This is a genomic window from Aerococcus christensenii, from assembly GCF_001543105.1.
GTDB lineage: Bacteria > Bacillota > Bacilli > Lactobacillales > Aerococcaceae > Aerococcus > Aerococcus christensenii.
Map to the genome: position 1 here is coordinate 18,728 of NZ_CP014159.1, position 26,407 is coordinate 45,134.

A 26,407-nucleotide genomic window follows, 5' to 3' on the forward strand; every position below is an offset into this window, starting at 1 on the left:
GGAGCTCTTTTGTATGTTCGAGCTATTGCCAAAATCTATACAAAGAAAATTGAACTTAATTGCCTACTTATTGGATCATCCTACTTCCCCACCTTCTATTCATTTCTTGATGGATTATCTTAATATTACCTATCCCACTTTGAAATCTGATATTAGCGAGTTGAATGAACTTTTTGACCAATATTTTAATATCACTATCTCTAAGACTCAAATTTCTCTTAAAGCATTGGTCCCACTTAGTATGGCTTTTTTCACCCATATGCTCAAACAAGATTTAACCATCATGTCACTCATTAATGAATGCTTTTTACAACATCTCAATACATTTAAAGCATTGGCTCAAAAAATATACATTAGTCGTTCAGTCATGTACCGTGACTTAACACAACTCAAAGATTTTCTCACTAACCATTATTCTGCCTTATCTATTACCACGCATCCTGTCCAAATCACTGGTCCTGAACGTATCGTTCGTCAATTTTTTACGGACTATTACTTCCTTGGCTATAACTTATCTAACTGGCCGTTTGATCAAGTTAGTCAATCCGCAATAGAAGATTTAATGCTTTTAATTACTGAAAAAATCCCACTCATTGCCTTCTTCAGCGACCATCCCATCCTTCCCATTATTCTTGCGATTAATGTGATACGCTATCGTCAGGGGCACTTAGTGGAAGATATTCGCCCAGCTTACGACTATGATGCCTGCCGCCGTTATCTCAGTGATCCAATTAATCACGATCATCTGCATAACTTAGAAGATAGACTGGGCATCACCTTTTCCAACGAAGCTGTTGAACAACTCCTCGTTAATATTATCAGTCATCAGACCAGTTATGATACTCACTACATGTGGCAATGCGCTCAAAGCGATCCCACTTTGCATCAGGCACTTATCACCTTAAAATCAGATATGCTTTCCTTAATGCATGCATTTCATATTCAATCAATAGACGAGGAGGCGCTTGATCTTTTCTTGCTAACCGCTTATAATCTCTGCACCTTTCACAGTCCAGATTCTCACTCTTTTGAAGAAGAAATTTACCAACATGAGCAGGACTGTTTAGCTGTCGGTACTGAACTAGAACGTATTGATCCTCATTTCTTAACCCAAATGCAAAGGATTTTAACTGCATTTCAAGAACAAATGCACATTCCTTGCAACGATACACGTACCTTACAAGCAACTTGGTATTATTGTCACATCTTCCCTCAAACTTTACGTCAACTCAAAACACCTACCCAACCCATTCGTTTAGGACTTTATACCATTAACCAATTGCAACGTAAACATTGGGCATATGAAATTCATCTCTTATTTGGCGATAAGATACAGCTAGTATCTATCCATTCGCCTAATAGCCTTTTGCATTTAGAAGCTAACCAAGTGGATGCACTACTGACTGCTTTACCCATAGAATTAAAGCAAATCAAAACCCGCTATATTAGTGGCTATCCTTCTGGTCAAGATGTTGAATGGATCTATCAATTGCTCTTTCCGTCTTCCGATTCATGATCTCTCAAACTGTTCCTTACTAAGAGGGACAGTTTTTCCAAAAAAGGCTCCTCTTATTTCTGTATACCAACCAGTCATTTCTCTCTGTTTTGGGTTTACATTGTCCATTATTTTATATTAGCGACGCTTAGTCTTTGACTTTTCATATCACTGTATTCCAATAAAAAAAGCTGGCCCTTTAAGATGGTTTGCTTTTTTTAGATTGCTTGCCTTTACAGGAATACGAAAAGGCGAAGCTTTAGCTTTAACTTGGGAAGATGTTGATTTTTCCAAAAAAACGATCAATATCACTAAAACAGTAAGCGTTGATGAGTTCGGATTTGCGGTAATTAATCCACCTAAAACCAGAAATGGCATTCGCCTTCTTCCAGCTGATAATGAAACCATGGATATACTAATGAGATGGAAAACGGAACAAGAAAAAGATATTTCTGGTTTAAAGGAAGAAACGAATATAAACAAATGGTTGGTTTTCAGTCAAATCACAAAGAATAGACCTTTAAATGCGTCAGCCCCTCGAAACTTCTTTGCTTCTTTTTGTAAAAAATATAATCTGAGATTTATTAAAATTCATGGTTTTCGACATACACATGCACACTATTTTTTGAAGCAGGGGTCCCCTTACCTGATGTAAGAGACCGTTTAGGCCATGGGTCGATCTCCATAACAGTGGACATATATAACCATATTACGAGAAATAAACAGCAAAAAACGCTTGATTCATTTGTTAGTTATTTTAGCAATAAGTGATAAAAGTGATTCAAAATGCGATACCTAAGGCATTCTCCTATCAAAAAAGTCAGTAGCTTTTTCAGTAGTTTTTAGAAAAAAATAGGTGTAAATAAGCAAAACCATTAAAAATGCCTATTCTCAGAAACGTTGATATATCAACGATAAGTAAGAATAGGCATAAATAGGTTGTAATAAAAATGATACCACATAAGTGATAACTGGGATACCAGGGTTCGAACCTAGGATTGCAGAGCCAGAATCTGCCGTCTTACCACTTGACCATATCCCAAAAGTGCTCTGTGAGCTACAAATGAGATTATACCACCAACTTCCTAAGACTTGCAAGCAATTTTACTAAATTATTTGCCAACATCCCCTCCCCTTATTTTGTCACGGAATTTTAAATTGCGCTTTTCAAGATTAGAAGCTACACTTAAAATGAAAATAAATAAAGGAGAATGTCCCTTGAAACCTACTCAATTAACCCCAAGCCAAAAAAAGCAAGTGCTTATTTACTATATAAGCCTCTTCATTTTAATTGGAATAGCTTTTAGCTTGATTCTATTCTACAAACATCAACAAACCCTTACCATTACTAACGGCATTGTGAATATGAGAGAAGGACCTGGTATTACATATAATATGAAGGAGCAGCTCAAAGAGGGGACCCACTACCAAGTTCTTGATGAACAAAACCACTGGAAAAAAATTATTGCCAATGAAGGACAAGTCGGTTGGATTCCTGATTGGCTCACAACAGACGGCGTTCTCTCTAGCAACGGCAACATGCAAAATTCAGGATTTATCGCAACAGTCATCAATAACCAAGCCACCGTTCACGAAGAAGCTCAAGCTTCTTCCAAAGAGATCGGGAAGGCCTCCCAGGGGGAAAAATTCAACGTCATTCACCAAGAAGGGGGATGGATCAATATCCAATTTCGGGACGATATTGGTTGGCTGCCTCAAGATAAACTCGAAATTACCCCAGGGACTATCGCGGAAGCTCCTAGACGTGAACAAACCCAAGAAGAACAAGAAGCAAGTAAGAAATTTCTTTCTCAATATGATGCCATTGTAACCGCTACGGCTGCTGGTGCGCATATCTGTAAAGCCCCTGAGAAAGGTTCTGAAATCGTCTACAAAGCTTCTAAAAATGAAAAGTTTGCCTATCTTGGTCAAAAGGGGGCCTACTACCATGTGAAAGTAGAAAACGGTCAAGAAGGTTATCTCGCCAACTGGTTAGCAGATTCCAATTCTCAAGCCATGGCCAAGAAAGCAGAAAAAGCCGCTGCCCATTCTACCCTCAGTCATAAAACAATCGTTCTCGACCCAGGACACGGTGGTAAAGACCCAGGGGCTACTCGCGGAAACTACCAAGAAAAGGACTATACTCTTCAATCCGCCCAAGCCATTAAAAAAGCTCTCGAAGAAAAAGGAGCAACGGTCATTATGACTCGAAAAGATGATACCTTCATCGATCTAGGGCCACGTGCTGAAATTTATAATAAGGCCAAAGCCGATGCCTTTATCTCTCTACATTACGACGCTGCAGAAGAAACGACCGCTTCTGGGAATACAACCTATTATTATGATAAGAAGTCCATTCCTTTCGCAGAAGCCATCCAAGAACAACTTATGGAACAAATGAACGTTCCAAGTAATGGTATTCGGCACGCCGTCTACCAAGTTCTCGCTGATTCCCATAACCCCGCTATTCTGATTGAACTGGGCTATATGTCCAACCCGAATGACGTAGATAAGTTTACTAAACCACAATATCATGACAAATTAGCAGACGCTATCGTCAATGGCTTATTAGTATACTTCCAAAATTAAAATTCAAAAGTCCAGATCATTTTCTCATGACAAAAGAACTGATCTGGACTTTTTTACATTCTTATGTTTTAAAAAGAGGCCGGGTAAATTTCTAAACTTCCCGGACTCTTTCTAACAAAGATTTCTTTTTGACCTTTTTATTCTTATCAAAATACTTTCTATTTTCTTTATCTTCTACAAAGCGAATGTCTTCATTATTCACTTTAGAAGTTCCTATTAACTAATAGTAGGGAACAGGTTTAAAATTTAAACGCTCTAAGTAATTCTTACATATCAGTGCATTAGTGGGCGTTTGAACTCGTCCGATTGACCAAGGCTTCCCTTTAGGCGAATGAATTTTTTGTGATTGAAGCAGGAGAGAAAAATATCGTGTTAAATTCATTCCAATAGGCCAATCAGCGGTTTGCCGAGTTCCTGCTTCTAACAAAGTAGTTAAAGGTTTCTTTACTATCTCTCAACGAACGAACCCCTCTTTTAATTTCTTTCTCTTGCAAAGAATTAATCCACAAACGCTGTTTTGGCTTTTTCCAAATATTTGATCCACACATTCTAAAAATGCTATAAGCAATGTTCTCTCCTTCTCTATCTGGATCAGTCGCTATGATAATCCGATCCACTTTTTTTTATTGTTCTTTGACAATATTAAATTGCTGACGAGTGGATTTATTAATCCAATATTTCATTGTTTCAGGGATAATGGGTAAGTCATTAATTACCCACTTTTTATATTTCTCATCGTAGGCATCAGGTTCTACTAAAGATACTAAATGCCCAATTTCCCAGGTAACAATAGTATGATCGTTTAATAATGAACAATCATTGATTTCAATAAAGCCTTTAGTATGAGAAGTTCCTGATGCTCCAAGAGCTTTTGCAAATTTCCGCCCTTGATCAGGTTTTTCAGCTAATACAACAGTTATCATTTTAATTTCCTTTCTATAAGTTGACCCCAATCTCTCGGCAAATATCAAAACAAGTAATATAACGGCATTACCTACTCAATATAAACGAAGATAAATTTACGAAATAACTTTTTCAAGCGCTTCAATTGCTCCTTTAACCGCTGGTTGATTAAAGGCTGTCAAACATTGAAAAATCGTATAGGCAGGGTTTGTTTTCGATCCCTGGTTAATAATTTCTACCGTATGACGGTTATTTTTATAGGTGTAATCCAGCAGAAGGCATTTATTTTGAGCCGCTTTTTCGATATAAGAACCCACACAATTATGTTGAGCGTTTCCTTCCAGAATAAGTTTTTCACCTGTGTTTAAACGTGTCACCTTTAAAGAAGATTTTTTTAGTTTTTTCAATAGGGGTTGCCATTCTTTTGTGCGATTAAAACTTGTTTTATAGAATTGTTTGTATTTTAAATTAGATACCTGAACGCTTAGTTGTTCTTCTTCCTGACAAAAACGTGCCCATGATGTCCGATTAACTTCCAATTTTTTATAAGCACTTCTAAAAAGACGAATATAATCTAACACCGTAAACCACTCAGGTTTATAAAAATCATCGGACAAAGGATCTTTATAATAGACCGTCAGGCAAAACCTTTTCATCAAGTACAGACAATAAACATCTTGATAAGTTATTTTAGCCCTAGCCGTACTCAGCCTTTTTAAACGTTCATGCCAAAACTGATAACATGTTTTTTTTCCTTTTTTTGATATCAATTGACCACTCGGCGAAATTCTTTATCCGTAAGTTTTAATTTTAATGAACGAAATAACCCAATTTCCCAATATTTCAGTTTGTTAAAATTAACACTTGCGTCAACCGTTGACTTTGATCAACAAAATCATATTGTAAAGCTTTCAACTCTAAATACCGCGCATGGTCTAAAGCGAACTGCCCCTGTCTTCTTTTGGTTGTAAGTCTCACTTTATCGATCATACTTTCGATATACTTTTGAAGCACGGTGACACTTAAATCCAAAGGCTTCGCAGATAAAATACCTTGATGCGTAGATATGTCATAAATATGTAAAATTGCTTGCTGAATGATTGCCATATGACTCCTCTTTTATCCCTTTTTATTCAGTTTAGCACAAAAAAGAAATAAGCAAAAAGGCCCCGTCTGATTATAATATGTCCATAAAATTAGACACGAGAGTGCCCTTTGATAAGTCACTTACTCGTGTCCGTTGTCGAAAAGCTAATCAGCTTCCTCGTTTAATTGTTTTTTCTAAATAATCTAATAAACTTGTGGTAAACGCAGGTCCACTAATTCTATTCAAACTTCCTTCTCCACAGGCAATTTCATTATATTGGGTCACTTTATCTTTACGGATCACTTTCCCACTAATCACGACTGGGACTGGATCGCCACTATGTTCATACCGAGCGCACGGAGTAGAATGGTCAGCTGCCAAGCCAATAATGACTTCATCATTAATCTCTTGCTCAATCCCTTTTAAGACATATCCAGCTAATTCATCATAACGATTAATTGCTTGTACTTTGCCTTCTATATTGCCATCATGGCCCATCAAATCTGCTGCTTTATAATGTAATGCCACAAAGTCATAAGATTTTAAGGCTTCCACTGCATAAGCAGCTTTTTTCTCAATGTTAGTATCAATATTTCCCGTAAAACTCAGATCTGTCCGTATATCAAACCCTGCTAATGTTGCAGCCCCTAACACTGTTTTTTCAGAGGCAATGCAGCAAGCTGTAAAGTTTAACCGCTCAGTGATTTTAGGCATATTGGTTAACTTTCCACTTCCTCTCGTTAAAATAGTATTAGCTGGTAATAGTCCCTCTTCTACACGTTTTTGATTAATTGGATGGTCTTTTAAAATCTCTTCAAATTTCTCACGAACTTTGTTTAAAATATCTGCTGTTCGTTTGGATTCAAAACTGTCATCAATCGGGCGTGCTTTTTTAGCTGCGATCCCTTCTTTCTTAGGATCCGTATCTGTAATTTGATCTGATAAACTTGTTCCTCTTAACACTAACACTGCGCGATGCTCTGTCGCTTCCTTGAAGATAACTTTGACCCCTTCTACCTCAATATCATTTAGGGCTTCTGCTAATTCCTTGGCTCCTTGACGAATACGCCCTGCTCGACGGTTAATCACTACACGATCCTCATCAATCGTTCCAAAATTACAACGAAAGGCAACATCTCCTTCAAATAATTGAATGCCTTTTCCTGCAGCTTCCACTGGCCCACGACCAGGATAATTTTCATATAAGTAACCAAATAACGTCAAATGCCCTAAATCTGTTCCCACAGGAATACCTGCTTGATATAGATCCATTAAGCCAGTCATCCCATTGGTGGCAATTCGATCCAAATGAGGCGTTGTTGCATATTGTAACGGTGTTTGATTATCTAATAATTCATAAGGCCAATCTCCTAGTCCATCGGCAATCATTAATAATACTTTTCTTCCCATTTTCTTTCTCCTCCATTTCAATTAAATAACAAATCTTATCCACGTAAAGTAAACCAAACACAATGCACATGAAGCAATGAAGCAAGATACCAAGCCATACACTAACTCATCTTTAATTGTAAAATACCCTGTTCCAAAATAGAGGGTGTTCACTTTGGAATGAGGAGGTAAAGTAATTGTGGTTGCAATACCAAATGAACATACTAAAGCTAAAGGTGCAGGATCAATACCCAATTGCTTAGCCAATGTAATAATAGCTGGAATCAAAATTGTCGTTCTTACCGTCTTGCTGGTAAAAATAAGATGACTAAAAATCGTAATAAAGATTAAAATCACCGCAACAAAGGAGGGATTAATTTGATCTAATCCTATCATAGAAACCAAGTGATTAATTGTCCAAGTTGCTGCTCCTGATTTATCCACGGCTTTTCCAATTGCATAAGCGCCTGCTGAAAAAATCATCAAGTCCCATTTAATATTGGCTTCTTTCCACTTAATAACACCAATACCTGGTAACAAACACAAAAGCATACTGAGTACAGCTGTTTGTTCAGTGGAAATATGAAACCCTAACCAAGCTTGTTGGTAATCCCCAGTTGCCCACAACAGTAATGTAATCAAGAAAATACCTAAGGCTTTCTTTTCATTTTTAGAAAGAGGTCCCATATCTTCTAACTGTTGTTTTAAGACTGCTGTAGCTTGTGCTAATTTTTCTTTACTTTTATCTTTATCCGTATATAGTTTTAACCCTACAAAGAAAGCAAATAAGGTGGTAAGCAAAGCTTGAGGAATCGCTCCCATCATCCACTGTAAATAACCAATTTTTGCTCCTGTTTGTTCATTAATAAAACCAACTGCTAACACTTGCGCAGAGGTAGCTGTCATTATAACAGAGGTAGCAAAGGCATTATTTTGAATGCCTTGTAACATCATCAGTTTTCCAAATTTACTTTTCCCTGGTAACTCTTGATACACTTCCAAAATTACCAAAGCGATAGGCACAATTAATGATGCCCTCGCAGTTGTAGAAGGGACAAAGAAGGCTAAAATATAATTCACAATAACAAAAATAACTAAAACTTGTGTTGGCGTTTTGGCAAACCTCGTGGTTAAAGAAAGCGCAATTCGTTTTCCTAGATTCGTTGCACTCATCGCTGAAGTTAATACAAAGGCTGCAACCATTAACCAAATAATATCAAACCCTAATGCGCCAAATGCACTACTTTGATCTTTCACCGCTCCAATCAATGGGAGCAATAACACCAAAACAATTGATGTTTGATAAATCGGAATAGGTCTTGCAATCCACATAATTAAAGCAAATACAAACAAAGCCATACTTTTTTGTGCCACGGATGTTAGCCCCTCCGGCGTGGGCATTAATAATAAAATCAAAGCAAGTAGACTAGCAACAATAACTGTAAGCCATCGATGATCCAGTTTTGATTTCTTATCTATCATTTTTCTCATACTCCTTCTATCCTGTAATCGCTTAAGCTTGCTTTTAGTATACCTATGATTTTCCTATAACTCAATTCGATTATATTTAACTTTCGATTCGTTTTTGTTATAATTAGTCTATCAAATTTGACGAGGTGATCTTATGGATATTGCAAAAATTGAAGCTTTTCTTATGTTAATGAAGACCAAACACTTTTCAAAAGCTGCGGATGAACTCTACATTTCACAACCCGCTTTGACCAAGCGTATCCGCGCTTTGGAAAATGCATGTGGTGCTCCTTTATTTAACCGTTCTGGCAATCATATCTCTCTTACCTCACAGGGAGAAGCTTTCAAAGAATTTGCAGAACAAATCGCTGCCACTTGGTATGGTGCCAAAGAATACATTCACCAATTTGAAACTATGACTCGTGGTACCCTCAATTTTGGGACAACCAATTTTATTGGGGCTTATATTCTTCCTCAAATTATCGCCCCTTTTAAAGCGAAATATCCCAACATTGAAATTAATATGACGATTGCTTCTTCTAAACATATTCTTGATAAACTTCGTAAAAATGAATTAGAATTTATTTTTTTATCCGACTATATCAATTACGATAAAAACAACCTTAGTATTAATGATTATCTTGTGGACCACATTAAACTAATTGTCGGATCAAAGCATCCCCTCTTTCATCAAACCACTTGCTCTCTTTGGGATGTTCAAGATGACCTCTTTATTACGAAAAATAAAAATTCATCCCTCAATCGCTTTATCGAACAACAATTAAGTGCCCATCATTTCGCCATTAGAAACAAAATCACAATTAGTACACAAACGGCAATTAAAGAATCGGTCATCCATCATTTAGGGGTTTCTTTAATTTCTGATCTCGCCGTTAAAAGAGAGGTAGAAACAGGTTATCTACGTGCACTGGATTTTCAAGAATGTCCTATTACACGTACTATTCAATATCTCTATGTTAAGAATCGATACCTTACCCCCGCTGCCAAAACTTTCCTTGACTTGCTTTAAACTTTTTCTCTAAAAGAATTGAAGTTCCTTCTAAAATAACGTAAAATAACTTTGTGAATGTTCTTTCACACTTACTAAAAGGGTGAAAGAAGAACAATAAAATTGAGGAGGAACTCAAAATGAAATTAGTATTCATTCGTCACGGGCAAAGTGAGTATAACTTAGCCAATGTATTTACTGGTTGGTTAGACCCTAAATTGAGTGAAAAAGGGCGTAAAGAAGCTGCTCAAGCAGGAAAAGATTTAAAGGAAGCAGGCATTGAGTTTGACTTCGTTCATACTTCTGTTTTAACGCGCGCTATTCAAACTTGTTACTTAGTGCTTGAAAATATGGATCGGCTTTACTTACCTGTTGAAAAAAATTGGCGTCTCAATGAACGTCACTATGGTGGCTTACAAGGATTAAATAAAGCTGAAACCGCTCAAAAATATGGAGATGAACAAGTTCACATTTGGCGTCGTTCCTATGACGTTCGTCCCCCTCAAGCAACAGGAGATCAAGCATTTGATCATCGGTATGCCCCACTCGATACCCGTCATATGTTAGCTGGAGAATGTTTAAAAGATACGTTAAACCGAACATTACCTTATTGGGAAGATCACATTGCTCCTCAATTAAAAACGGGACATAATGTGTTAGTGGTTGCACATGGTAACTCTCTCCGTTCCCTTACCAAGCACATTGAAGGAATCTCAGATGAAGACATTATGGGCGTTGAAATCGCTACTGGAGAACCTATCATCTATGATATTGATGAACACCTCAATGTAGTCAACAAAACTATTCTTTACAAAAAATAAGAGTGACTATTCACTCTACTCACAAGTGTTATTCTCCTTTCGTTGAATAACACTTGTTTTTTCATCTTATGATTAATCTTATCGAAAAAAACTTCAATGAAATATCTATCGCATTTTTTGAAACGAACTTCATGCTGTTTGTTTCAATGACTGTTTGCTTAATTTTTTCCATTCCTTTAAGCATACTCCTATTTTCACTAAACAAAAAATACTTTCTTTTATCAGCTTTTGAGTATCCTGCTCAATATGTTAAGAAGTATACCTTTTTTAATATTTATCTTTATACTCATACCTATCAATAGATTCTTATTTAAAACTGCCTTTGGTAACTTAGCGGCTACCCTTCCTTTGGCTCTAGTTTCTATTAGTATTTATACAAGATTCGTAGAACAAGCTTTGCAAAATGTAGACAACAATATTATAGATAATGAAAGCTTTACTGCCACCGAAAAAGATATTGTAGAAAACAAGAAGAAAGTAAAACTTGTAAAAGTTTCATTATTAAACCTCAACGAAGCTTATAAAGAAAAAGATTTAGCCTTTAACTATCCAGATAAAATTTCTAAATTAGGTTTAAATCCTAAAGATAATGCTGTCATCAAAGAAGAAAAAGCAGATCAAAACTACTATGCCCTCTCTTTAGTCGCTCGTGATGATAATAAAGATGATAAAGGGATAGAAGCTTTGAAAAAAGCTTTAACAAGCGATAAAGTTAAAAAGATCATTGAAGAGAAATACAAAGGTATTTACTCCCCTGCATTTTAACAAGCTAATAAAATAAAACTACTTATTTAAAAACATCGAACCCTACTTATTATAAAAGGTTACTTATTAGTTATATAATATGATCTTGAAACTTAGATTTTACGCGTAGCAGTTTTAATCGCTGCTACGCTATTTTTTTATTTATTAACTGATAGTTACCTTCAAATGGAATTGAAAATACGACTTCTGAATTTTCTCACACAAAAATCGACCTCCAAAACTTAGACATTTGTTCTAACTTTTGGAAGCCGATTCAATATCTCTATAACATGAACGAACTCCTATTCCTCAGAATCTAAAATAATAGTCACAGGCCCATCATTCACTAATTCTACCTTCATATCTGCACCAAAGCGCCCTTCAGAAACTTCAAGGCCATAATCTTCTCTTAAAATTTGGTTTAAACGAAGATAAAGTTTCTCCCCTAAATCTGGCTGAGCAGCATCAACAAAGGAGGGCCGATTTCCTTTTTTAGTTCGAGCATATAAAGTAAATTGAGAAATGGATAAAATTTGCCCACCCACTTGATCAAGAGATTGGTTCATTTTACCTTCTTCATCTGAAAAAATTCTCATTTTGCTAATTTTACGTGCCATGTATTGCACCGTTTCTTCTGTATCATGAGGAGCAATTCCAACTAGCAAAACGTAGCCGTGATCAATCTGACCTAGGACCTGTGAATCCACAGAAACTTTTGCAGCCAGACTTCGTTGAATAATAATTCGCATATTCTCTTCTCCTTTTCTTAGGCTCGTTTGACTTCATAAACATCAGGCACATTCTTGATCCGATCCATAATTTTTTCCAACTGGTCTAAACTTTGAATCTCTATTCGAATTCTTACTTTTAAATGATTCGTTTTATGGTTAACATTCCCATTCACATTCGAAATTTTAGAAACAAGAGGGGTTACCACTTGTAAAACATCTGTCAATAAGCCGTTTCGATCATACCCTTCAATGACTATTTCCACCGTATAGGATGCTCTGGATGCAGATGGAGAAGTCTCTTCCCAATAAACTTCTAAAAAGCGTTGTTTTTGTTCTTCATTCATTTCCCTTAAATTCATGCAATCTCGACGATGAACGGTAACTCCTCTTCCCATCGTAATAAAACCAATAATTTCATCTCCAGGTAGCGGATTACAGCAATGCGCTAAGCGGAAAAGGACATTATTATTTCCTTCTACAAGGACCCCGTCATGATGTTGAATAGCCATTCGTTTAATCTTACTTGGTTTTCCTGTTGCTTGGCGCTCTTCCTCTTCTGCTAAAAAGTCTTCTAATTTGGCTTCATGTTCTTCTTTTGCTCTTAATTTTCGAACTTTTTCTGTAATTTTATTGGCGATTGCGGAAGCAGAAAGTTCGCCAAATCCCACGGCCGCAAACATATCCTCTACACTCGAAAAATTAAAGCGATTCAAACATTCTGCCTGCATTTCCTTATTGAAAAGCTCACTGAATTGACAATCCAAATGACTCACCGCTTCAAGAACCGCTCGCCGGCCTCTTTCTATATTTTCATCTCGATCTAGTAACTTAAAATGCCTGCGAATTTTATTCTTTGCCCGATTAGTCACCACAAAATTGACCCAATCACGGCTTGGACCAGTCGAATTTTTGGATGTTAAAACTTCTACGATATCTCCCGTTTTAAGGCGGTGATTCAATGGAACGATCTTGCTATTAACTTTAGCACCTACAGTTTTATTTCCGACTTCCGTATGAATTTGATAAGCAAAATCTAAGGGCGTCGCTCCAGCAGGTAATTCGTTAACTTCCCCACGAGGCGTAAAAACATAGACATTATTTTTGAAGAAATCTTCTTTAACACTTTCTACAAAATGCGTAGCATCATCTGCGTCATCTTGTAAGTCTTCAATTTGATGAAACCATTGCAATTGCTTGTCTAATTCATCGGTTTCAATCTTATCTGTTACTCCTTTTTTATAGGCCCAATGCGCAGCTACTCCGTATTCCGCCACTTGGTGCATTTCAAAAGTTCGAATCTGAATTTCAACAGGCTGACCATACTCTCCAAGAACTGTCGTATGTAAAGATTGATAGCCGTTTGCCTTAGGCATAGCAATATAATCCTTAAAGCGCCCCGGTAGAGGTTTCCAATTAGTATGTGCAGCTCCCAATACAGCATAGCAATCCTTAATCGTCGGAACTACCACCCGAATGGCCAATAAATCATAGATCTCTTCAAAATCTTTCTTTTGATCGTGCATTTTCCGATAAATGGAGTAGAGATGTTTCGGTCGACCGTAGATTTCATACTCTCCATCAATTAAAGGATCGACATACTTTCTGAGGTCTTTTATAGTCACTGCAATATAGGCTTCTCTTTTTTCTCGCTTGGTATTCATCAAGTGAACAATCTGATAGTAAGCCTCTGGATTAATAAAATGTAAGCAAGTGTCTTCTAACTCCCATTTAATCTGACTCATCCCTAATCGATCCGCTAAAGGCGCATAGATATCTAATGTTTCTTGAGAAATAGAGACTTGTTTTTCTGGTCGATGCCACTTCAGCGTACGCATGTTATGTAATCTATCCGCTAATTTCACAACAATTACCCGTAAATCATTGGCCATCGCTAATAACAATTTTTGATGATTTTCAGCCAATTGTTCTTCCTTAGACCGATATTTTACCTTTCCTAATTTGGTTACTCCATCCACTAAGGTAGCGATCGTATCTGAAAAGAAATAAGCAATATCGTCTAATGAAATCCCGGTATCTTCTACCACATCATGCAAAAAGCCTGTTGCAACCGTGTCAGGATCCATATGCAAGTCTGATAAAATCGCAGCGACTTGTGTCGGATGAATAAAATAAGGTTCTCCTGATTTTCGCCATTGTCCTTCATGCGCCCGTTCTGCAAAATTTGCTGCTTTTTCAATCAGTGCCACCTTATCTTCAGGCATGTAAGTTCGGCATTGTTTAATCACATCTTCCTTACTTTTATTTTTTAATTCAGTCATAGGAATACCTCCCAACTTCTCCCAATCTTTAGCTTGAGGAATATTACTTCATTATAAGTCGATCACGCTTTTTTTAGCAACCTAACTTTCTTACTCAAAAAGAAGAATTTACAGGCTATCCTTTGTGCGATGGGTTCGTCCCTTTTTCGCTAAAATGCCAAACCATTCGCCTTCTTGCATAATAATCGGTAGATAAAAATCATTTTCTTGCAAAGCTTCCACCAACTTTTCTTTTTGGTCTTTGTAAATACCTGACAGAATAAAAACGCCATCCTCTTTAAGATTCGTATAGGCTTGAGGAATTAAAGGGAGTAAAATATCCGCTAAAATATTTGCTGTAATCACATCTACTTGGTCCTCGACCCCATTTAATTTATCATTGGCAATGACTGTGATCTCTTCGGTTCCTTTATTGAGTGATAGGTTCTCCCGAGTTGTTGATAAAATAGATTCATCATACTCATAAGCTACCACTCGACTAGCTCCTAATTTCTGAGCAACAATGGCTAAAATCCCTGAGCCGGTCCCTACATCCATCACCTCATCTCCCTCTTTCATCCCAATACCTAACAAATGAACAGCCATTTGTGTTGTGGGATGAGCGCCTGTTCCAAAAGCCATGCCAGGATCCATATAAATAACCCCTTGTTCTTCTTGACTATCTTCTTTTTTCCAGATAGGGACAATTTTTAACCAATGATTCAACCGAATAGGCTGATAATATTTCTGCCATTCTTTTTCCCAAGAGTCATCTTTCATACGCTTAACCTGAATAGAAATCTCCTTTTGATCAGGCCAAACTTTCATAAGAGCTTGTTGGATACGGAAGATAAGGGCTTCTTCCTCTTCATCTCCTGAAAAATAACCTTTCACTAGAGGATAGGGTCCATAGGCCTGTTCTTCCACTTTCCCTTTCATCACACCCAAATCTTCTTTTAGTTCTTCAAAATCTTTAACATCTTGAATAGTTACCCCTGAAGACCCTTGACCTAAAAGGACTTCAGAAACTAATTCGCTCGTCATTAACTGAGTGACTTCAACTGTTAATTCATACCAATCCATTTTTATTCCTCAATTCTTAATTCTCTATCGTCAAACCGATTAGCCGTTTTTATATTGACTAAAGAGGCCTGAATATCCGCGTCAGATAGTTTTACTTCCGTCAATTTTCCACGTCCTCTAGCTTTTTCTCTCACTTGAAAATAAGCTCGATTGACTTGATAATGGATTTGATCCAAAACCGCTTCAACATACGACACTTCAAATCCCCTCTTGCCCTTTTGAGGAAGGATAACATACGTATTCTCAGGCATCCATGGACTTTTCTTTTCTGCAAATATAAAAGTGATATAACCATAGGACAGCTTGACTACCTCTTGATTATCTTCGCTTCTACTATCTAAAGGAATGTAACCGTGCCACTGAATAAAGGCGCCCTTAGGATTAAAAGTTAATTCATAAGGATAGGCCCACTCTCTTTCTGAAAAAGCAGTTTTTAAATAAGTATATAAATTATTTTCTGGTTCAGGCATTGAATTCCCTCCTATCCCTATAAGTTTTTGCCCTTCTGTCTTATCTTTATATTATAACATTAATTTGCTTTTTTTATAATTTCCTATCCATAATTTTTATTTTATTATCGCCCTTCTCCCCCATTCATTCTTCTTGTAAAAAAACTTATTAATAATTTCATTAAAGCTCTTTCTTCTTCTATTTCCTCTCTAGATTTATGCTATAATGAAGTTACTATAAATATTACAATTATGAGGTGTCACAATGTCTGCACGTAACTTAACCACAAAAGATATTTTACAGAAAGAATTTAAACCAGCTCTTCGCGGATTTAATACAGAAGAAGTCGATGAATTTTTAGATTTGATCATCCGCGATTATGAATCTTACGAGAAAGAACTTTCTTACCTTAAACAAGAGAACCAGCGCCTCAAGCAACAAGTTTCTCATACCAATACTCACGAGCCCAATAGCCAATCAGCTCATTCTGTTCCTAATCAAGCAACCACCAATTATGATATTCTGAAACGCCTCTCTAAGTTAGAAAAAGTTGTTTATGGTCAATACTCCCATCCTCAAGATTCGGAAGAGAATTATAAGCAACCGGACCAAGATACCCATATTTATCAAGGCGAATAATTCCAATGAAAGCAGGCTCATTCATCAGTCTGTTTTTATTTTACACTCCAACTTTCCCTCTAATAAAAAGAAAAACGACACTCACTTTTCTAGAAAGGATAAAAATACTAGCCAATCCACTAAAAATAGCGTACAATAGAAGGGTTGAAAATGTAAATTTCGGGTAATCGCAGATAGGAAGTGCCTATTTGAGGAAAGTCCATGCTCGCACAAGCTGAGATGCTTGTAGTGTTCGTGCTTAGTGAAACCATAAGCTAAGGCTCTGACGGCGGGAAAAAAAGCTAAGGCATTGCTAAGTTTGAGTATCCCTGAAAGTGCCACAGTGACGAAGTTGTTTTGGAAACAAGACAAGTGGAACGCGGTAAACCCCTCGAGCGAGCAACCCAAACATTGGTAGGGGCGCTTGACCCTTTGAAAATGAACAAAGGGTTGAGGCAATCATGCAGATAGATGATTACCAATCTAATAGGAACCTGCTCTATTAGTGAACAGAACATGGCTTATAGAAATTTACGGCAGGCAACACAGGGGTTGGAGGAATCCAACCCTTTTTTATCGCTTATCATCATTATGGGGAATTTCCCTTTCTTACCTACACATCTATACACTCACACAAAGGAGAATCAATCATGACTACTTATCCCTTACTTGCTACTTGTGCGAGCGGGCTAGAGGCCTTAGTCGCGAAAGAATTAAAACAACTTGGTTACACCACCCAAACTGAAAACGGACGAGTTCGCTTTGAAGGAGGCCCCCTCGATATTGCCCGCTGTAACATCTGGTTAAGAACAGCAGATCGTATCAAAATCATTATGGGAGAATTCCCTGCTAAAACATTTGAATCTCTTTTTGATCAAACCTATGCACTCAATTGGGACATCTTTCTTCCTCTAGATGCTGCTTTCCCCGTTTCAGGGAAATCTGTTCAATCCCAACTTCACCATGTTCCTACTTGCCAAGCCATGGTCAAAAAAGCCATCGTCAAAAAAATTCAGACCCTCTATCACCGCCATACCCCATTAAAAGAAACCGGAGCCACCTACCCCATTGAAATTTCAATTCGAAAAGATAAAGCCCTATTAACCTTAGATACTACAGGGTCCTCTCTCTTCAAGCGAGGATACCGGCAAGATAAGGGAGGTGCCCCTCTCAAAGAAAATATGGCTGCTGCCCTTATTATGCTTACAAATTGGCACATCGATCGCCCTTTATATGATCCAACCACTGGTTCGGGGACCTTAGCTATTGAAGCCGCCTTGATTGGAAAAAATATAGCTCCTGGCCTTTCCCGTCACTTTGTGAGTGAAAAATGGGATATTTTCAAACAGGCAGAATATGATAAAATCCGTCAAGAAGCAAAATCAGCGATTCGAGAAGACGTCCAACTCGATATTCTGGCTTGTGATATTGATCATCGAATGATTGCTATTGCAGAATCCAATGCCCAAGCAGCCGGTGTCGCAGACCAAATCCACTTCAAACAGATGCAGGTAGCTGACTTTACGACTCAAAAAGAATATGGCGTGATTGTCGCCAACCCTCCCTATGGAGAACGTTTAAACGATAATGATTACACCCATCAACTTTATCAAACCATGGGAGACCTCTACCGACCTTTAGAAACCTGGTCCAAGTACATCCTTACCTCGGATCGGCAATTTGAAATTTTTTATGGACAGAAAGCCACTAAAAAACGAAAGTTGTACAACGGCGCCCTTCGTGTAGATTACTACCAATATTGGGGCAAACGTAAACCCCGTCCTCAAGCTTAAAAAGATCTAGCTCTCTCTTCTCATGAGAAAAGAAGGGCTAGATCTTTTTTTGTTCTACGGAATAAATTTCGCTTCAAATCGATGCAAAATTTCTTTCTGTCTCTCATCCAAGTAAGAGTTAGCTTTTTGGGCAATATCCTCTGGCACCCCGTAATAAGCGCCCGCCACCGCTCCAGCCATTGCTCCAATCGTATCGCTATCTCCGCCGATAGAGATCGCGTTGCAGATGGTTTCTTCAAAACTTTCCGCCTCAAAGAAGGCACAAAAGGCCTGAGGGAGAGACCCTTGACACGTGGCATCAAACCGATAGCTTTCTCGAATATCGTCCAAACAAAAATTTAAAGCATAATACTTGTCTATTATCCATTGGCGAATGGTCTCTTTTTTCTCTCCTTGTAAGGCGAGATAAATGGCTGTCACTTCAGCTTCTGCTCCGAGCAGTCCCAAAGGATGATCATGACTCACTCGAGTGACCTGATAAGCTAAACGTTGCGCTTGTTCAAGTGACTGACCAGCATAAGCACACGGACTTACCCTCATCGCTGCCCCATTGCCAAAGCTCTGATAGGGCTTAGGCTCTTTGGCTATTAACCAGCGTCTGAACCCCAATCCGTAGCCAGCTAAAGGATAGGCCTTCCCCAAACTTTGCATGCTTTCAATAGCGGCTTGCTCTAAATTCTTAGACTCTTCGGCATTTTGCAGCAAGGCTTGTGCAATTGCTAAAGTCATCACACTGTCGTCGGTCAATCGACAGGAAGGATGAAACCATTCAAAATCTTTTCCCCGATAATTCTTTCTTTCAAAACGTGACCCTACAATATCTCCAACAACGGCCCCTAACATGCGATCCCTCCTTAGCTTCTTTTTCCGATAAATTATTATACCACGAGACCTTTCTCCCCTACAAAAAAGCTGCGAAAACAGAATAAATCTGTCTTGCAGCTTTCTTGGCTAAAAGTAGGCTTTTTCCTAAATAATATGATATTCCTTCAAAATCTCTTCTAGTTCTGTCCCTGCTATCTTCTTCTTGAGAAACCATTTCGCTAAAAATGGAAGCTGTGGTTTTTCTCCATCTAGTAAATGAGATAAGCCACTCAAGAGATAGCGGATATCATAGCGGGAAGCAAAGACTTCCGGCACCTTCTTCTCCACACCTGTCAAGACATAAACGGCTTCCATAGCGGTACGTCCAGAATATTCGGTAGTAAAAATAGTGTCACGATTTGGCTTGTCCAAGGTTTCTGCAAATTGACCAATAAAGGCAAAATTTTGCGCATGACTTGGCACAACAAATGGCCGATCTCCAAAGGATCGCGGCATGAATTGAGACGTAATAAGCGGCATCATGACAGGAACAGAAGTCGTTGTTTTCACTAATTCATCAATTTTATCAACTTCAACCCCTAAATGATAGAGCCATTCCTTGGTAATTTCTTCTCCGGTACACTCCCGCATCGGTTTCTTGATATAATCACCTGGCCGGTCTGTGAAGAGGCCATAAACCCAAACCGCTACGTCCCGTTCAGGTTGTTCTAAATATTGCCCTTGTCGGTTGATGGTCCAACTCATCATCCAGGAAGAATCCTTGGCCGTCACGATTCCCCCTGTAACCGTCTTTCCAGTATAAGGACTCCGTTTGGTAATCTTTTCAATATACTCTACAATTGGACTGTCATGTAAGGTCACTGTACAAGATTCCCAATTCGTTTTCTCAAAGTCACAGGTAAAGACTTCCGGATGACCAAATTCTGGGCATTTCTTCGCTAAAGTCTTCCATAAGGAGAAGGAACGGCCTAATTCTTTATTAAATGGCGCCTTCTTTGTTGTGCTTCCGTAACCCGACGATTCCACCATCGATCCATTGGTAATAAAGACTAAATCATTCTCCGTTAAGTCTAAAGTTTCCCCATTAGAGAAGATCATTCGTTTGGCAACCTTACGATCAGGAGCTAAGTCAAAATCAATGTCTACCACATCTAATCCCGTTTGGAAATGAACGCCGTGCTCTTTTAACCATTTAGTCATCGGCTGAATCAAAGAAACTTGTTGATCATGACGCGTAAATTGCAAAGCAGACAAATTAGGTAACCCATTCACGTGATGGATGAACCGATTCATGTACAGCTTCATTTCTAAAGCACTGTGCCAATTTTCAAACGCAAACATCGACCGCCAAAAAATCCAAAAATCTGTTGCCAACAACTCTTCTGAAAAGATCTCTTCAATTGATTTCCCTTGAAGGTCCTTATCTGGCATCTGTAAAAAGTTCACTAATTCCATAGTTAACTTCTGACCAAGATTAAATTTTCCGTTATCCCAGCGTTGGCCTTGCTTATGGGTAACACGGCAATTACTGTAGTTAGGATCATCTAAATTGGTATAGTAATAATAATCTAAAATCGACATACTTGGATCTTCTTGAGATGGAATGGCAGAAAAGAGGTCCCATAATACTTCAAAATGATGCCCCATCTCACGTCCGCCTCGAGCCACATAACCGGCTTCTTCTAGATAAGAACCATCTAAAGCGCCCCCCTTATCGAAGTCTCCTTCAATAATATGAATACGATCCCCTTGCATCTTGGCATCTTTAATTAAGAAGCCAGCTGCTGAGAGTCCTGCTAAGCCACTTCCGATAATATAAGCGGATTTCTGATCGATGCCTTTGGGTTTTCTTGAATTAACTAAGCGATCATAATCGCCATTTCCTAGTTTTAATCTTGGGTCATAGGTTTTAATTTCCATTTAAGTCATCCCTCTCATTTAATATTTTTCAATTTCATCTTAATCTTTTTAATCGAAAGAGGACAGAGTCAATCTTTGAGCAACGTTTAAATTTTGGGCAGATTTACTAATTTGACTAATAATTTCTTTTCATCTGATTCAAAGTTTCGCTTTTGTGAAGGGATTGTTCCACATTTCCATCAAACAATTCCCCGATCTTGTAAACCAATTCTTGCGGATCTAACTGCATTTTATCATCAATCCAATTCATCAATAGTCCTAACAGAGCTCCTTGATAGAAACTACTAATAATCTTTTGATCTTCTAAACTGGCCTGAATCTTATACTCATCAGCCACTTGCTTTACATAACGAAACATCATCTCAGATGTGACTTGAAAAATATAATTATAAACCATTTGACGTTCTTTTGATTTGAAGATATGGTAGATCGCTTTTTTGTATTGAAGGAGGAACTGACTCACAGCTAAAAAACTCTCTTCCCACGACAAAGTCACTTGGAAAGTTCCTTCTACCTGCTCCAGTTCTTCTGCAATAATATCTTGAATCAAAGCTGTTAAGTCAGAATAATAGTAGTAGAAAGTATTTCGATTAATTTCACAGCGATTAGCTAATTCATTCACTGTAATACTATTGATCTCTTTTTCACTGGCAAGAGTCATAAAAACTTCTTTAAGTAACGATTTAGTATATTGCTTAACCATAAGCCTTCCCCTTTTATCTTTTCTTACCCATTTATATTACCTCAAAAAATTCAAAAAGAAGTCTCCTATTCTTCTTTCTTTTATATTCCTCCCCCTAGACATGTCTCTCTATTCGCTCTGAAAATATCCTCGCATGTTCATTTTGTCATGACTAGATAGAAAATGATATCCATATCTGATAAATCATGATCCTCTGATCCCATCTCCTGATTTATATCGAACAAAAAAGCGCCCTATCTTCAGATAAGAGCGCTTTTGTTTCTTAAAACTAGGCATTTTCCATTTTCTTCACTTGTTGCCGCATGGCTTGTCGAGCCAAACGATCAGCTCCTTTTGTCTTCGCTTCACAAGTCCATTGAAGCAATAAATGATCAAACTCACTCATCAAATCCAAGCAAGCCTTCAACAAAGTTTGATAGGGATCTCGTCTGTGCCAGGCCTTTCGAACAGAATCGCAAACGATTTTACTGTCACTTTCTATCATAATCCAATCTTTTTGCTTGCTATGTTGCTTCAAATAAATTAACGCATAATAAAGGGCATAAAACTCTGCCAAATGATTATCCATTTGCTCATTCAAACCATGTTTGAGCTGTCGATAAATCTTCTTCTCCTTGTAAACCATACCAATCCCTGCCCAATGAGTAACTACATCTACTGAAGCATCAATGACTATCCGTATCATGTGTATCCTTTTCTAAGTCATCAAAGATTTGTTCATGGATCCATTGAATCTGGCGAATACGAATATCCTCCACTTCCCCATGTTTAAAAGCAACTTGACAAAGCCCCTTAACCACTTCCTCAACCGTCATATTCAATTCATCAAAGAAAGGAAAGACCGCACAGTAAAAAAGAAACCACTCATCTCGTAATAACTCTACCAAGAAAGGTTCGTCTTCATAATAATCTAGTAAAAAGTCTTTACCTTTTATAAAATCCGCCTGATGATCACTCGGCTTCAAATTAGACAGAGAAATTTTATGTTGTTCTTGTCTCCAATCATAAAGCGTAAGGGAAATTTTTTCATTATGGGTTAACAAAATATTCAACAAATCCGTTTGAAAAATTAAATGATTCGTTGGCTTCTCTACCAATTCTATAATGTACGGACGTGAGAGCTCATAAGGTAAATTTAACAAGTCTTGATAAATTTCACTCTGTCCAGTGGCTGTTAAACTAAGAGGAGAGTTCATTTTTCCCTCTAATTCCGATACGACTTTTTGAGGATTTTTTTTGACTTCTACTTTTTTCTCTTCCCCTAAAATACAGGCCATTAAGTCTTCCGATAAGGGCTCATAATAAAATTCATCATCGACTTCATCTAAATCGGGATAGAGAGTAGTTAAATTCGAAAAGAAATTCATCAAACAATCACACGCTTGAAAATCGACTTTTTGCATCATCATCTGATCCCACAAATACGCACAAGTCTCATAAAGGCCCATCTCACATAAAAGCTTCAATACGGTTTGTTGAAAGAGTTCCTGAGAGGATATCTCTTCTTTCGCCCGGCACATTAAATCATAAGCTTTCTCATCCTCTCCAGAGAGATAATGATTCAAACTCATTCGCGCGTAGGCTTCTCCTTGATTAGGCAACTTAATAGGTGCTCCCATTATGCTCCTCCTTTCCTTTACTTCTTCATTAATCATTACTTTGGTATTGTAACAAATCCCACACCTAAAAAACACACTATTTTCTGATTAATATTCTTTTTTAAAGAAAACTTCTTCTTAAAAAAAATAAATATTATTCCAAGTTAGAAAGAATAAAGAAACTTCTGCGCTTGTAATTCTTTCAAATCATAAATTCCTAGTTGTAAGGAACGCCCAATTAATTCTTGAGTATAAGCAGTGGTAGATGGCGTATCTCTCAATATTACTAAATAATCACTTTCTTCTAGCAATTTTTCTTTATTAAGCGGCCACTCATGATGATACAGCTGAACATCTGTAGAATATCAGTAGTATTTCCCTAAATACCACATATACCCCCGCATAGTTCCTCCTGTTTTATCCACTTCAGAATGCACCACCAAGTATTTTTTATTCGACAAGGTCATGGAATCTCCTAAAGCTTGATAAGCTTCTTTTACTTGATAATATCTGCCTTGCTGTCCGTCCTTTAATTTCTTCCATTCAGAAAAGGTAAAAAATAAACTGAAAACTAAACATAGAATGCCCACTGGGAAAATAACGTGCTTTGGCAACGTCAGTTCACTCTCTTCAATAAACTGTGAGAAAAAAATAAATCACGATTCCCATCAAAATGAGCACCATCGTCAAATAATATCTTTCATAACCCGCTATTTCTAAAGCTTCAGAGATAGGTATAGAGGTAAGATACATCCCTAAAAGGCCAAGCATATATCCTCCATATACAAACAAAAATAGAAGTGCTTAATCAAGGTTTTTTTTCGAATCACTAGCAAGGCCACAATTCCTAAAAGAAGAGTGACTAATAAAGCAATATTCAAGAGATACTTTAAGCTAAAATAAGTCGTTATAAAATGAGCAAGCACTTGTTTAATAAGACCTGTATCCTTTAAAATATCCATTTTTATCCCATGTGCCCAAACCATGTCTGAAAAATGATAATTAATGTATACCGTCCATAAATATCGCGGAACAAATGTAAGAGCCACAGAGAGAATAACTCCTAAAACGAATCTCTTCTTCGGACAAATGGTTAAAAACTGATTCAAATAATAACAAACTAGCACTCCTACAAAGAATAAAACACTAGTTTTAATCAGTGACAAAAACATAACAGTAATCACAAAGAAAAAGATAAGCGACCAAATCGAACGCTGGAACGAACGCATTCCAATAAAAACACCTAAAAAGGTCAAGAAAATAAGAACATCCCCCAAAAGATTATAGATATGAATTTCTGCATCCCATAAGGCAATCATCATGATAAATCCTGTTATCACAAGTGGCGATAACCAATTTTTAGGCTTTTGAATTCCAGAATAAAGTCCACTTAAGGCCGAAAAAATCAAAAGTTCTTGTCCTAAAACGATATGATGTTCTGAATAACCAACACTCTCCAAAAAATGATACACAAATAAAGCAGAGCCTGGCGGATAGGAAAAATAAGATAAAATTTTTCCAGAAGGCAACATTTGTAAACTCTTTTGCGTATAAAGATACTTCACATAAAGAGCCCAATGTGAAAAATTATCATAATGAATCAGTTGAACCGATTGCGTTAATAAAATAGCAAATAAAAGCCAACTGCATAATAATTAGCGGGCATTTTGAATGACTTCATTGTATAAACGGTATACAATAATCCCAAGATTCCTCCTAACAATAAGCCATAACTTCCCCACTGAAGAACCCCTCCTAAGCCTGCAAAATAGTGAATAACTGATTGAAAAGCTACCGCTAAGAAGGTTGATATGAAATAATCCAGCTTTAAATGCTCAGAAAAAAATAAAATATATCCTAATTGCGTCATTCCAAATAAAATCCATCGCATTATTTTATTCCTATACTCTAAAATTCATTTTCCTTATACCTTCAAACTTGAAATGCTTCCCTCAAAAAAGCATTCTGAACATCTTTTTTTCAAAATTTTTCAACTCCCTAAAAATTTACAGAAAACAAATAGCAGTGATTAACATTTGCTATCACTGCTATTCAGAAAGCTTCTCATTCGTAAAAAGTTTGATCTTTATTTTTTCTTTTCTACATAATCTACAAGATCTTGGACAGTTTCCAAGTCCATATCTTCCTCATCAATACTAATCTCAAATTCATCTTCAATGTCATTAATGATTTGAAAAATATCCAAAGAATCCGCATCTAATTCTTCTTGTAAACGAGTAGTAGGTTGAACCTCTTCTTTTTTGAGGTCTAATTGGTCACAGATTAAGCCTTGAATAATTTCGAATGTTGTCATAATATCTTCCTCCATTTTTCCTTAATTCATACCCATTGTACTAAATTTAATGTCTAAGTTAAACTCCCCATTCTTTAGAGAGCAAGGATATCAGTCATTGACTAGTATAAAAGAGGAAACTTCCCTAGGGAAGCTTCCTCTTTTAGCTATCCACTGAATATTTCGCTATCTATTCTTTTTTAAGGCAAAAACTCTTCTATATCTTTAAAATTTACAGCTGTACGTTCTTCTAAAATATCATAGGCTCCGATATCTGATAGGTCCCAATCAATTTTTAAAATAGCTGAATTTATTAACAATTTTTCGATAGTTCCTTTAATCGTATAGGCTCTAAAAGTAAATTTTATCCGATCACCGACACTTGGACGAACAGATTCTTTCACTTGGTCAATAATTTTATTTGCTTCTTCACAAGGCAACTCTAGTAAATTTGCAATTCTGGAGTTAGATGTTCCTCGTCTTAATTCAGATTCTACTAATGCCTGCATGTCTGCGGAAATTTTTGGCTTGCGTCCCATCCAATCGCCTCTCTATCTCTATTAAAACCCCATTTTTGTTTATTATATATCAATTTGAAGAAAAAGACAAATTTAAGCCTAGAAGCCTA

Annotated in this window: 30 protein-coding genes, 1 tRNA gene and 1 other RNA gene; 9 read left to right on the top strand and 23 right to left on the bottom strand. The window is 37.2% G+C overall.

The window, feature by feature from the left end; genetic code table 11:
- Nucleotides 1-13 precede the first annotated feature (13 nt).
- Both AWM71_RS00025 and AWM71_RS00030 read left to right on the top strand, forming a co-directional pair.
- The gene (locus tag AWM71_RS00025; protein WP_060776093.1) at nucleotides 14-1,516 is read left to right on the top strand and encodes a helix-turn-helix domain-containing protein; all 1,503 of its coding nucleotides are present in this window, start codon (nucleotides 14-16) and stop codon (nucleotides 1,514-1,516) included.
- A gap of 160 nt (nucleotides 1,517-1,676) precedes the next feature.
- Complete coding sequence (locus AWM71_RS00030; RefSeq protein WP_256379449.1) at nucleotides 1,677-2,150, top strand: site-specific integrase; 474 nt, start codon at nucleotides 1,677-1,679, stop codon at nucleotides 2,148-2,150.
- Nucleotides 2,151-2,466: 316 nt separating this feature from the next.
- Here the strand turns inward: AWM71_RS00030 and AWM71_RS00035 are convergent.
- Nucleotides 2,467-2,537, bottom strand: a tRNA-Gln gene (locus AWM71_RS00035).
- 176 nt (nucleotides 2,538-2,713) lie between these two features.
- Here AWM71_RS00035 and AWM71_RS00040 point away from each other — a divergent pair.
- Nucleotides 2,714-4,084, top strand: a complete 1,371-nt coding sequence (locus tag AWM71_RS00040) for an N-acetylmuramoyl-L-alanine amidase (protein ID WP_236701128.1) — start codon at nucleotides 2,714-2,716, stop codon at nucleotides 4,082-4,084.
- Between the two features lie 220 nt (nucleotides 4,085-4,304).
- Here AWM71_RS00040 and AWM71_RS07815 read toward each other — a convergent pair whose 3' ends face one another.
- The 7 genes from AWM71_RS07815 to AWM71_RS00065 form a co-directional block, all read right to left on the bottom strand.
- Nucleotides 4,305-4,511 (bottom strand): DNA topoisomerase, encoded by a 207-nt coding sequence (locus AWM71_RS07815; RefSeq protein ID WP_082698927.1) that lies wholly within the window; start codon nucleotides 4,509-4,511, stop codon nucleotides 4,305-4,307.
- Nucleotides 4,480-4,701, bottom strand: a complete 222-nt coding sequence (locus tag AWM71_RS08630; RefSeq protein WP_082698928.1) for a toprim domain-containing protein — start codon at nucleotides 4,699-4,701, stop codon at nucleotides 4,480-4,482. The genes AWM71_RS07815 and AWM71_RS08630 overlap by 32 nt, the downstream gene beginning before the upstream one ends.
- A gap of 6 nt (nucleotides 4,702-4,707) precedes the next feature.
- On the bottom strand, nucleotides 4,708-5,007 hold the full coding sequence (locus tag AWM71_RS00045; protein WP_060776095.1) for a hypothetical protein: 300 nt from the start codon (nucleotides 5,005-5,007) through the stop codon (nucleotides 4,708-4,710).
- Nucleotides 5,008-5,103: 96 nt separating this feature from the next.
- Nucleotides 5,104-5,757: a PcfJ domain-containing protein gene (locus AWM71_RS00050; RefSeq protein ID WP_144428604.1), complete on the bottom strand. Its 654-nt coding sequence runs from the start codon at nucleotides 5,755-5,757 to the stop codon at nucleotides 5,104-5,106.
- Between the two features lie 73 nt (nucleotides 5,758-5,830).
- Nucleotides 5,831-6,094 carry a nucleoid-associated protein gene (locus AWM71_RS00055; RefSeq protein ID WP_060776097.1) on the bottom strand — a complete coding sequence of 88 codons (264 nt, stop codon included), beginning with the start codon at nucleotides 6,092-6,094 and terminating at the stop codon, nucleotides 5,831-5,833.
- 148 nt (nucleotides 6,095-6,242) lie between these two features.
- Complete coding sequence (apgM, locus tag AWM71_RS00060) at nucleotides 6,243-7,484, bottom strand: 2,3-bisphosphoglycerate-independent phosphoglycerate mutase (RefSeq protein ID WP_060776098.1); 1,242 nt, start codon at nucleotides 7,482-7,484, stop codon at nucleotides 6,243-6,245.
- 21 nt (nucleotides 7,485-7,505) lie between these two features.
- Entirely contained in the window at nucleotides 7,506-8,945 is a 1,440-nt protein-coding gene (locus AWM71_RS00065) for an SLC13 family permease (RefSeq protein ID WP_082632685.1), read from the bottom strand.
- Nucleotides 8,946-9,087: 142 nt separating this feature from the next.
- Between AWM71_RS00065 and AWM71_RS00070 the strand changes: the two genes are divergently transcribed.
- The 3 genes from AWM71_RS00070 to AWM71_RS08330 all read left to right on the top strand — a co-directional run bounded on the left by AWM71_RS00070 (nucleotide 9,088) and on the right by AWM71_RS08330 (nucleotide 11,528).
- A complete protein-coding gene (locus tag AWM71_RS00070; protein WP_060776100.1) occupies nucleotides 9,088-9,963 on the top strand; it encodes a LysR family transcriptional regulator in 876 nt (291 codons plus the stop codon).
- A gap of 119 nt (nucleotides 9,964-10,082) precedes the next feature.
- The gene (gene gpmA / locus AWM71_RS00075; RefSeq protein ID WP_060776101.1) at nucleotides 10,083-10,763 is read left to right on the top strand and encodes a 2,3-diphosphoglycerate-dependent phosphoglycerate mutase; all 681 of its coding nucleotides are present in this window, start codon (nucleotides 10,083-10,085) and stop codon (nucleotides 10,761-10,763) included.
- 246 nt (nucleotides 10,764-11,009) lie between these two features.
- Entirely contained in the window at nucleotides 11,010-11,528 is a 519-nt protein-coding gene (locus tag AWM71_RS08330; RefSeq protein WP_060776102.1) for a MetQ/NlpA family ABC transporter substrate-binding protein, read from the top strand.
- Between the two features lie 281 nt (nucleotides 11,529-11,809).
- Here the strand turns inward: AWM71_RS08330 and dtd are convergent, their stop codons facing one another.
- The 4 genes from dtd to AWM71_RS00100 all read right to left on the bottom strand — a co-directional run bounded on the left by dtd (nucleotide 11,810) and on the right by AWM71_RS00100 (nucleotide 16,049).
- On the bottom strand, nucleotides 11,810-12,256 hold the full coding sequence (gene dtd / locus AWM71_RS00085; protein ID WP_060776103.1) for a D-aminoacyl-tRNA deacylase: 447 nt from the start codon (nucleotides 12,254-12,256) through the stop codon (nucleotides 11,810-11,812).
- A gap of 17 nt (nucleotides 12,257-12,273) precedes the next feature.
- A complete protein-coding gene (locus AWM71_RS00090; protein ID WP_060776104.1) occupies nucleotides 12,274-14,517 on the bottom strand; it encodes a RelA/SpoT family protein in 2,244 nt (747 codons plus the stop codon).
- Between the two features lie 108 nt (nucleotides 14,518-14,625).
- Nucleotides 14,626-15,579 carry a 50S ribosomal protein L11 methyltransferase gene (gene prmA / locus AWM71_RS00095; protein WP_060776105.1) on the bottom strand — a complete coding sequence of 318 codons (954 nt, stop codon included), beginning with the start codon at nucleotides 15,577-15,579 and terminating at the stop codon, nucleotides 14,626-14,628.
- 2 nt (nucleotides 15,580-15,581) lie between these two features.
- On the bottom strand, nucleotides 15,582-16,049 hold the full coding sequence (locus AWM71_RS00100; RefSeq protein WP_060776106.1) for a hypothetical protein: 468 nt from the start codon (nucleotides 16,047-16,049) through the stop codon (nucleotides 15,582-15,584).
- 244 nt (nucleotides 16,050-16,293) lie between these two features.
- Here AWM71_RS00100 and gpsB point away from each other — a divergent pair, with 244 nt between their 5' ends.
- The 3 genes from gpsB (at nucleotide 16,294) to AWM71_RS00115 (ending at nucleotide 18,440) form a co-directional block, all read left to right on the top strand.
- Nucleotides 16,294-16,668, top strand: a complete 375-nt coding sequence (gene gpsB / locus AWM71_RS00105) for a cell division regulator GpsB (protein ID WP_060776107.1) — start codon at nucleotides 16,294-16,296, stop codon at nucleotides 16,666-16,668.
- Between the two features lie 155 nt (nucleotides 16,669-16,823).
- An RNA gene (gene rnpB, locus AWM71_RS00110) (RNase P RNA component class B) lies at nucleotides 16,824-17,176 on the top strand.
- Between the two features lie 121 nt (nucleotides 17,177-17,297).
- A complete protein-coding gene (locus AWM71_RS00115) occupies nucleotides 17,298-18,440 on the top strand; it encodes a THUMP domain-containing class I SAM-dependent RNA methyltransferase (protein WP_060776108.1) in 1,143 nt (380 codons plus the stop codon).
- 54 nt (nucleotides 18,441-18,494) lie between these two features.
- On the opposite strand, the gene AWM71_RS00120 is transcribed toward AWM71_RS00115, so the two are convergent.
- The 11 genes from AWM71_RS00120 to AWM71_RS00165 form a co-directional block, all read right to left on the bottom strand.
- The gene (locus AWM71_RS00120) at nucleotides 18,495-19,283 is read right to left on the bottom strand and encodes an ADP-ribosylglycohydrolase family protein (protein WP_060776109.1); all 789 of its coding nucleotides are present in this window, start codon (nucleotides 19,281-19,283) and stop codon (nucleotides 18,495-18,497) included.
- A gap of 126 nt (nucleotides 19,284-19,409) precedes the next feature.
- Complete coding sequence (locus tag AWM71_RS00125; RefSeq protein ID WP_060776110.1) at nucleotides 19,410-21,185, bottom strand: oleate hydratase; 1,776 nt, start codon at nucleotides 21,183-21,185, stop codon at nucleotides 19,410-19,412.
- A 115-nt stretch (nucleotides 21,186-21,300) separates the two neighbouring features.
- Entirely contained in the window at nucleotides 21,301-21,888 is a 588-nt protein-coding gene (locus tag AWM71_RS00130) for a TetR/AcrR family transcriptional regulator (protein ID WP_060776111.1), read from the bottom strand.
- A gap of 268 nt (nucleotides 21,889-22,156) precedes the next feature.
- Nucleotides 22,157-22,573, bottom strand: a complete 417-nt coding sequence (locus AWM71_RS00135; RefSeq protein WP_060776112.1) for a reverse transcriptase-like protein — start codon at nucleotides 22,571-22,573, stop codon at nucleotides 22,157-22,159.
- A complete protein-coding gene (locus AWM71_RS00140) occupies nucleotides 22,554-23,507 on the bottom strand; it encodes a hypothetical protein (protein WP_060776113.1) in 954 nt (317 codons plus the stop codon). Before AWM71_RS00140 ends, AWM71_RS00135 begins: the two co-directional genes overlap by 20 nt.
- Before the next feature lie 143 nt (nucleotides 23,508-23,650).
- A complete protein-coding gene (locus AWM71_RS08210; protein ID WP_156407339.1) occupies nucleotides 23,651-23,797 on the bottom strand; it encodes a hypothetical protein in 147 nt (48 codons plus the stop codon).
- A gap of 54 nt (nucleotides 23,798-23,851) precedes the next feature.
- The gene (locus AWM71_RS00145) at nucleotides 23,852-24,100 is read right to left on the bottom strand and encodes a hypothetical protein (RefSeq protein ID WP_060776114.1); all 249 of its coding nucleotides are present in this window, start codon (nucleotides 24,098-24,100) and stop codon (nucleotides 23,852-23,854) included.
- Between the two features lie 141 nt (nucleotides 24,101-24,241).
- On the bottom strand, nucleotides 24,242-25,018 hold the full coding sequence (locus AWM71_RS00150; RefSeq protein WP_060776115.1) for a hypothetical protein: 777 nt from the start codon (nucleotides 25,016-25,018) through the stop codon (nucleotides 24,242-24,244).
- Nucleotides 25,019-25,104: 86 nt separating this feature from the next.
- The gene (locus AWM71_RS00155; RefSeq protein WP_060776116.1) at nucleotides 25,105-25,377 is read right to left on the bottom strand and encodes a hypothetical protein; all 273 of its coding nucleotides are present in this window, start codon (nucleotides 25,375-25,377) and stop codon (nucleotides 25,105-25,107) included.
- 195 nt (nucleotides 25,378-25,572) lie between these two features.
- Nucleotides 25,573-25,800: an acyl carrier protein gene (locus AWM71_RS00160; protein WP_060776117.1), complete on the bottom strand. Its 228-nt coding sequence runs from the start codon at nucleotides 25,798-25,800 to the stop codon at nucleotides 25,573-25,575.
- A 179-nt stretch (nucleotides 25,801-25,979) separates the two neighbouring features.
- Complete coding sequence (locus tag AWM71_RS00165; protein ID WP_060776118.1) at nucleotides 25,980-26,318, bottom strand: hypothetical protein; 339 nt, start codon at nucleotides 26,316-26,318, stop codon at nucleotides 25,980-25,982.
- Between the last annotated feature and the right edge of the window lie 89 nt (nucleotides 26,319-26,407).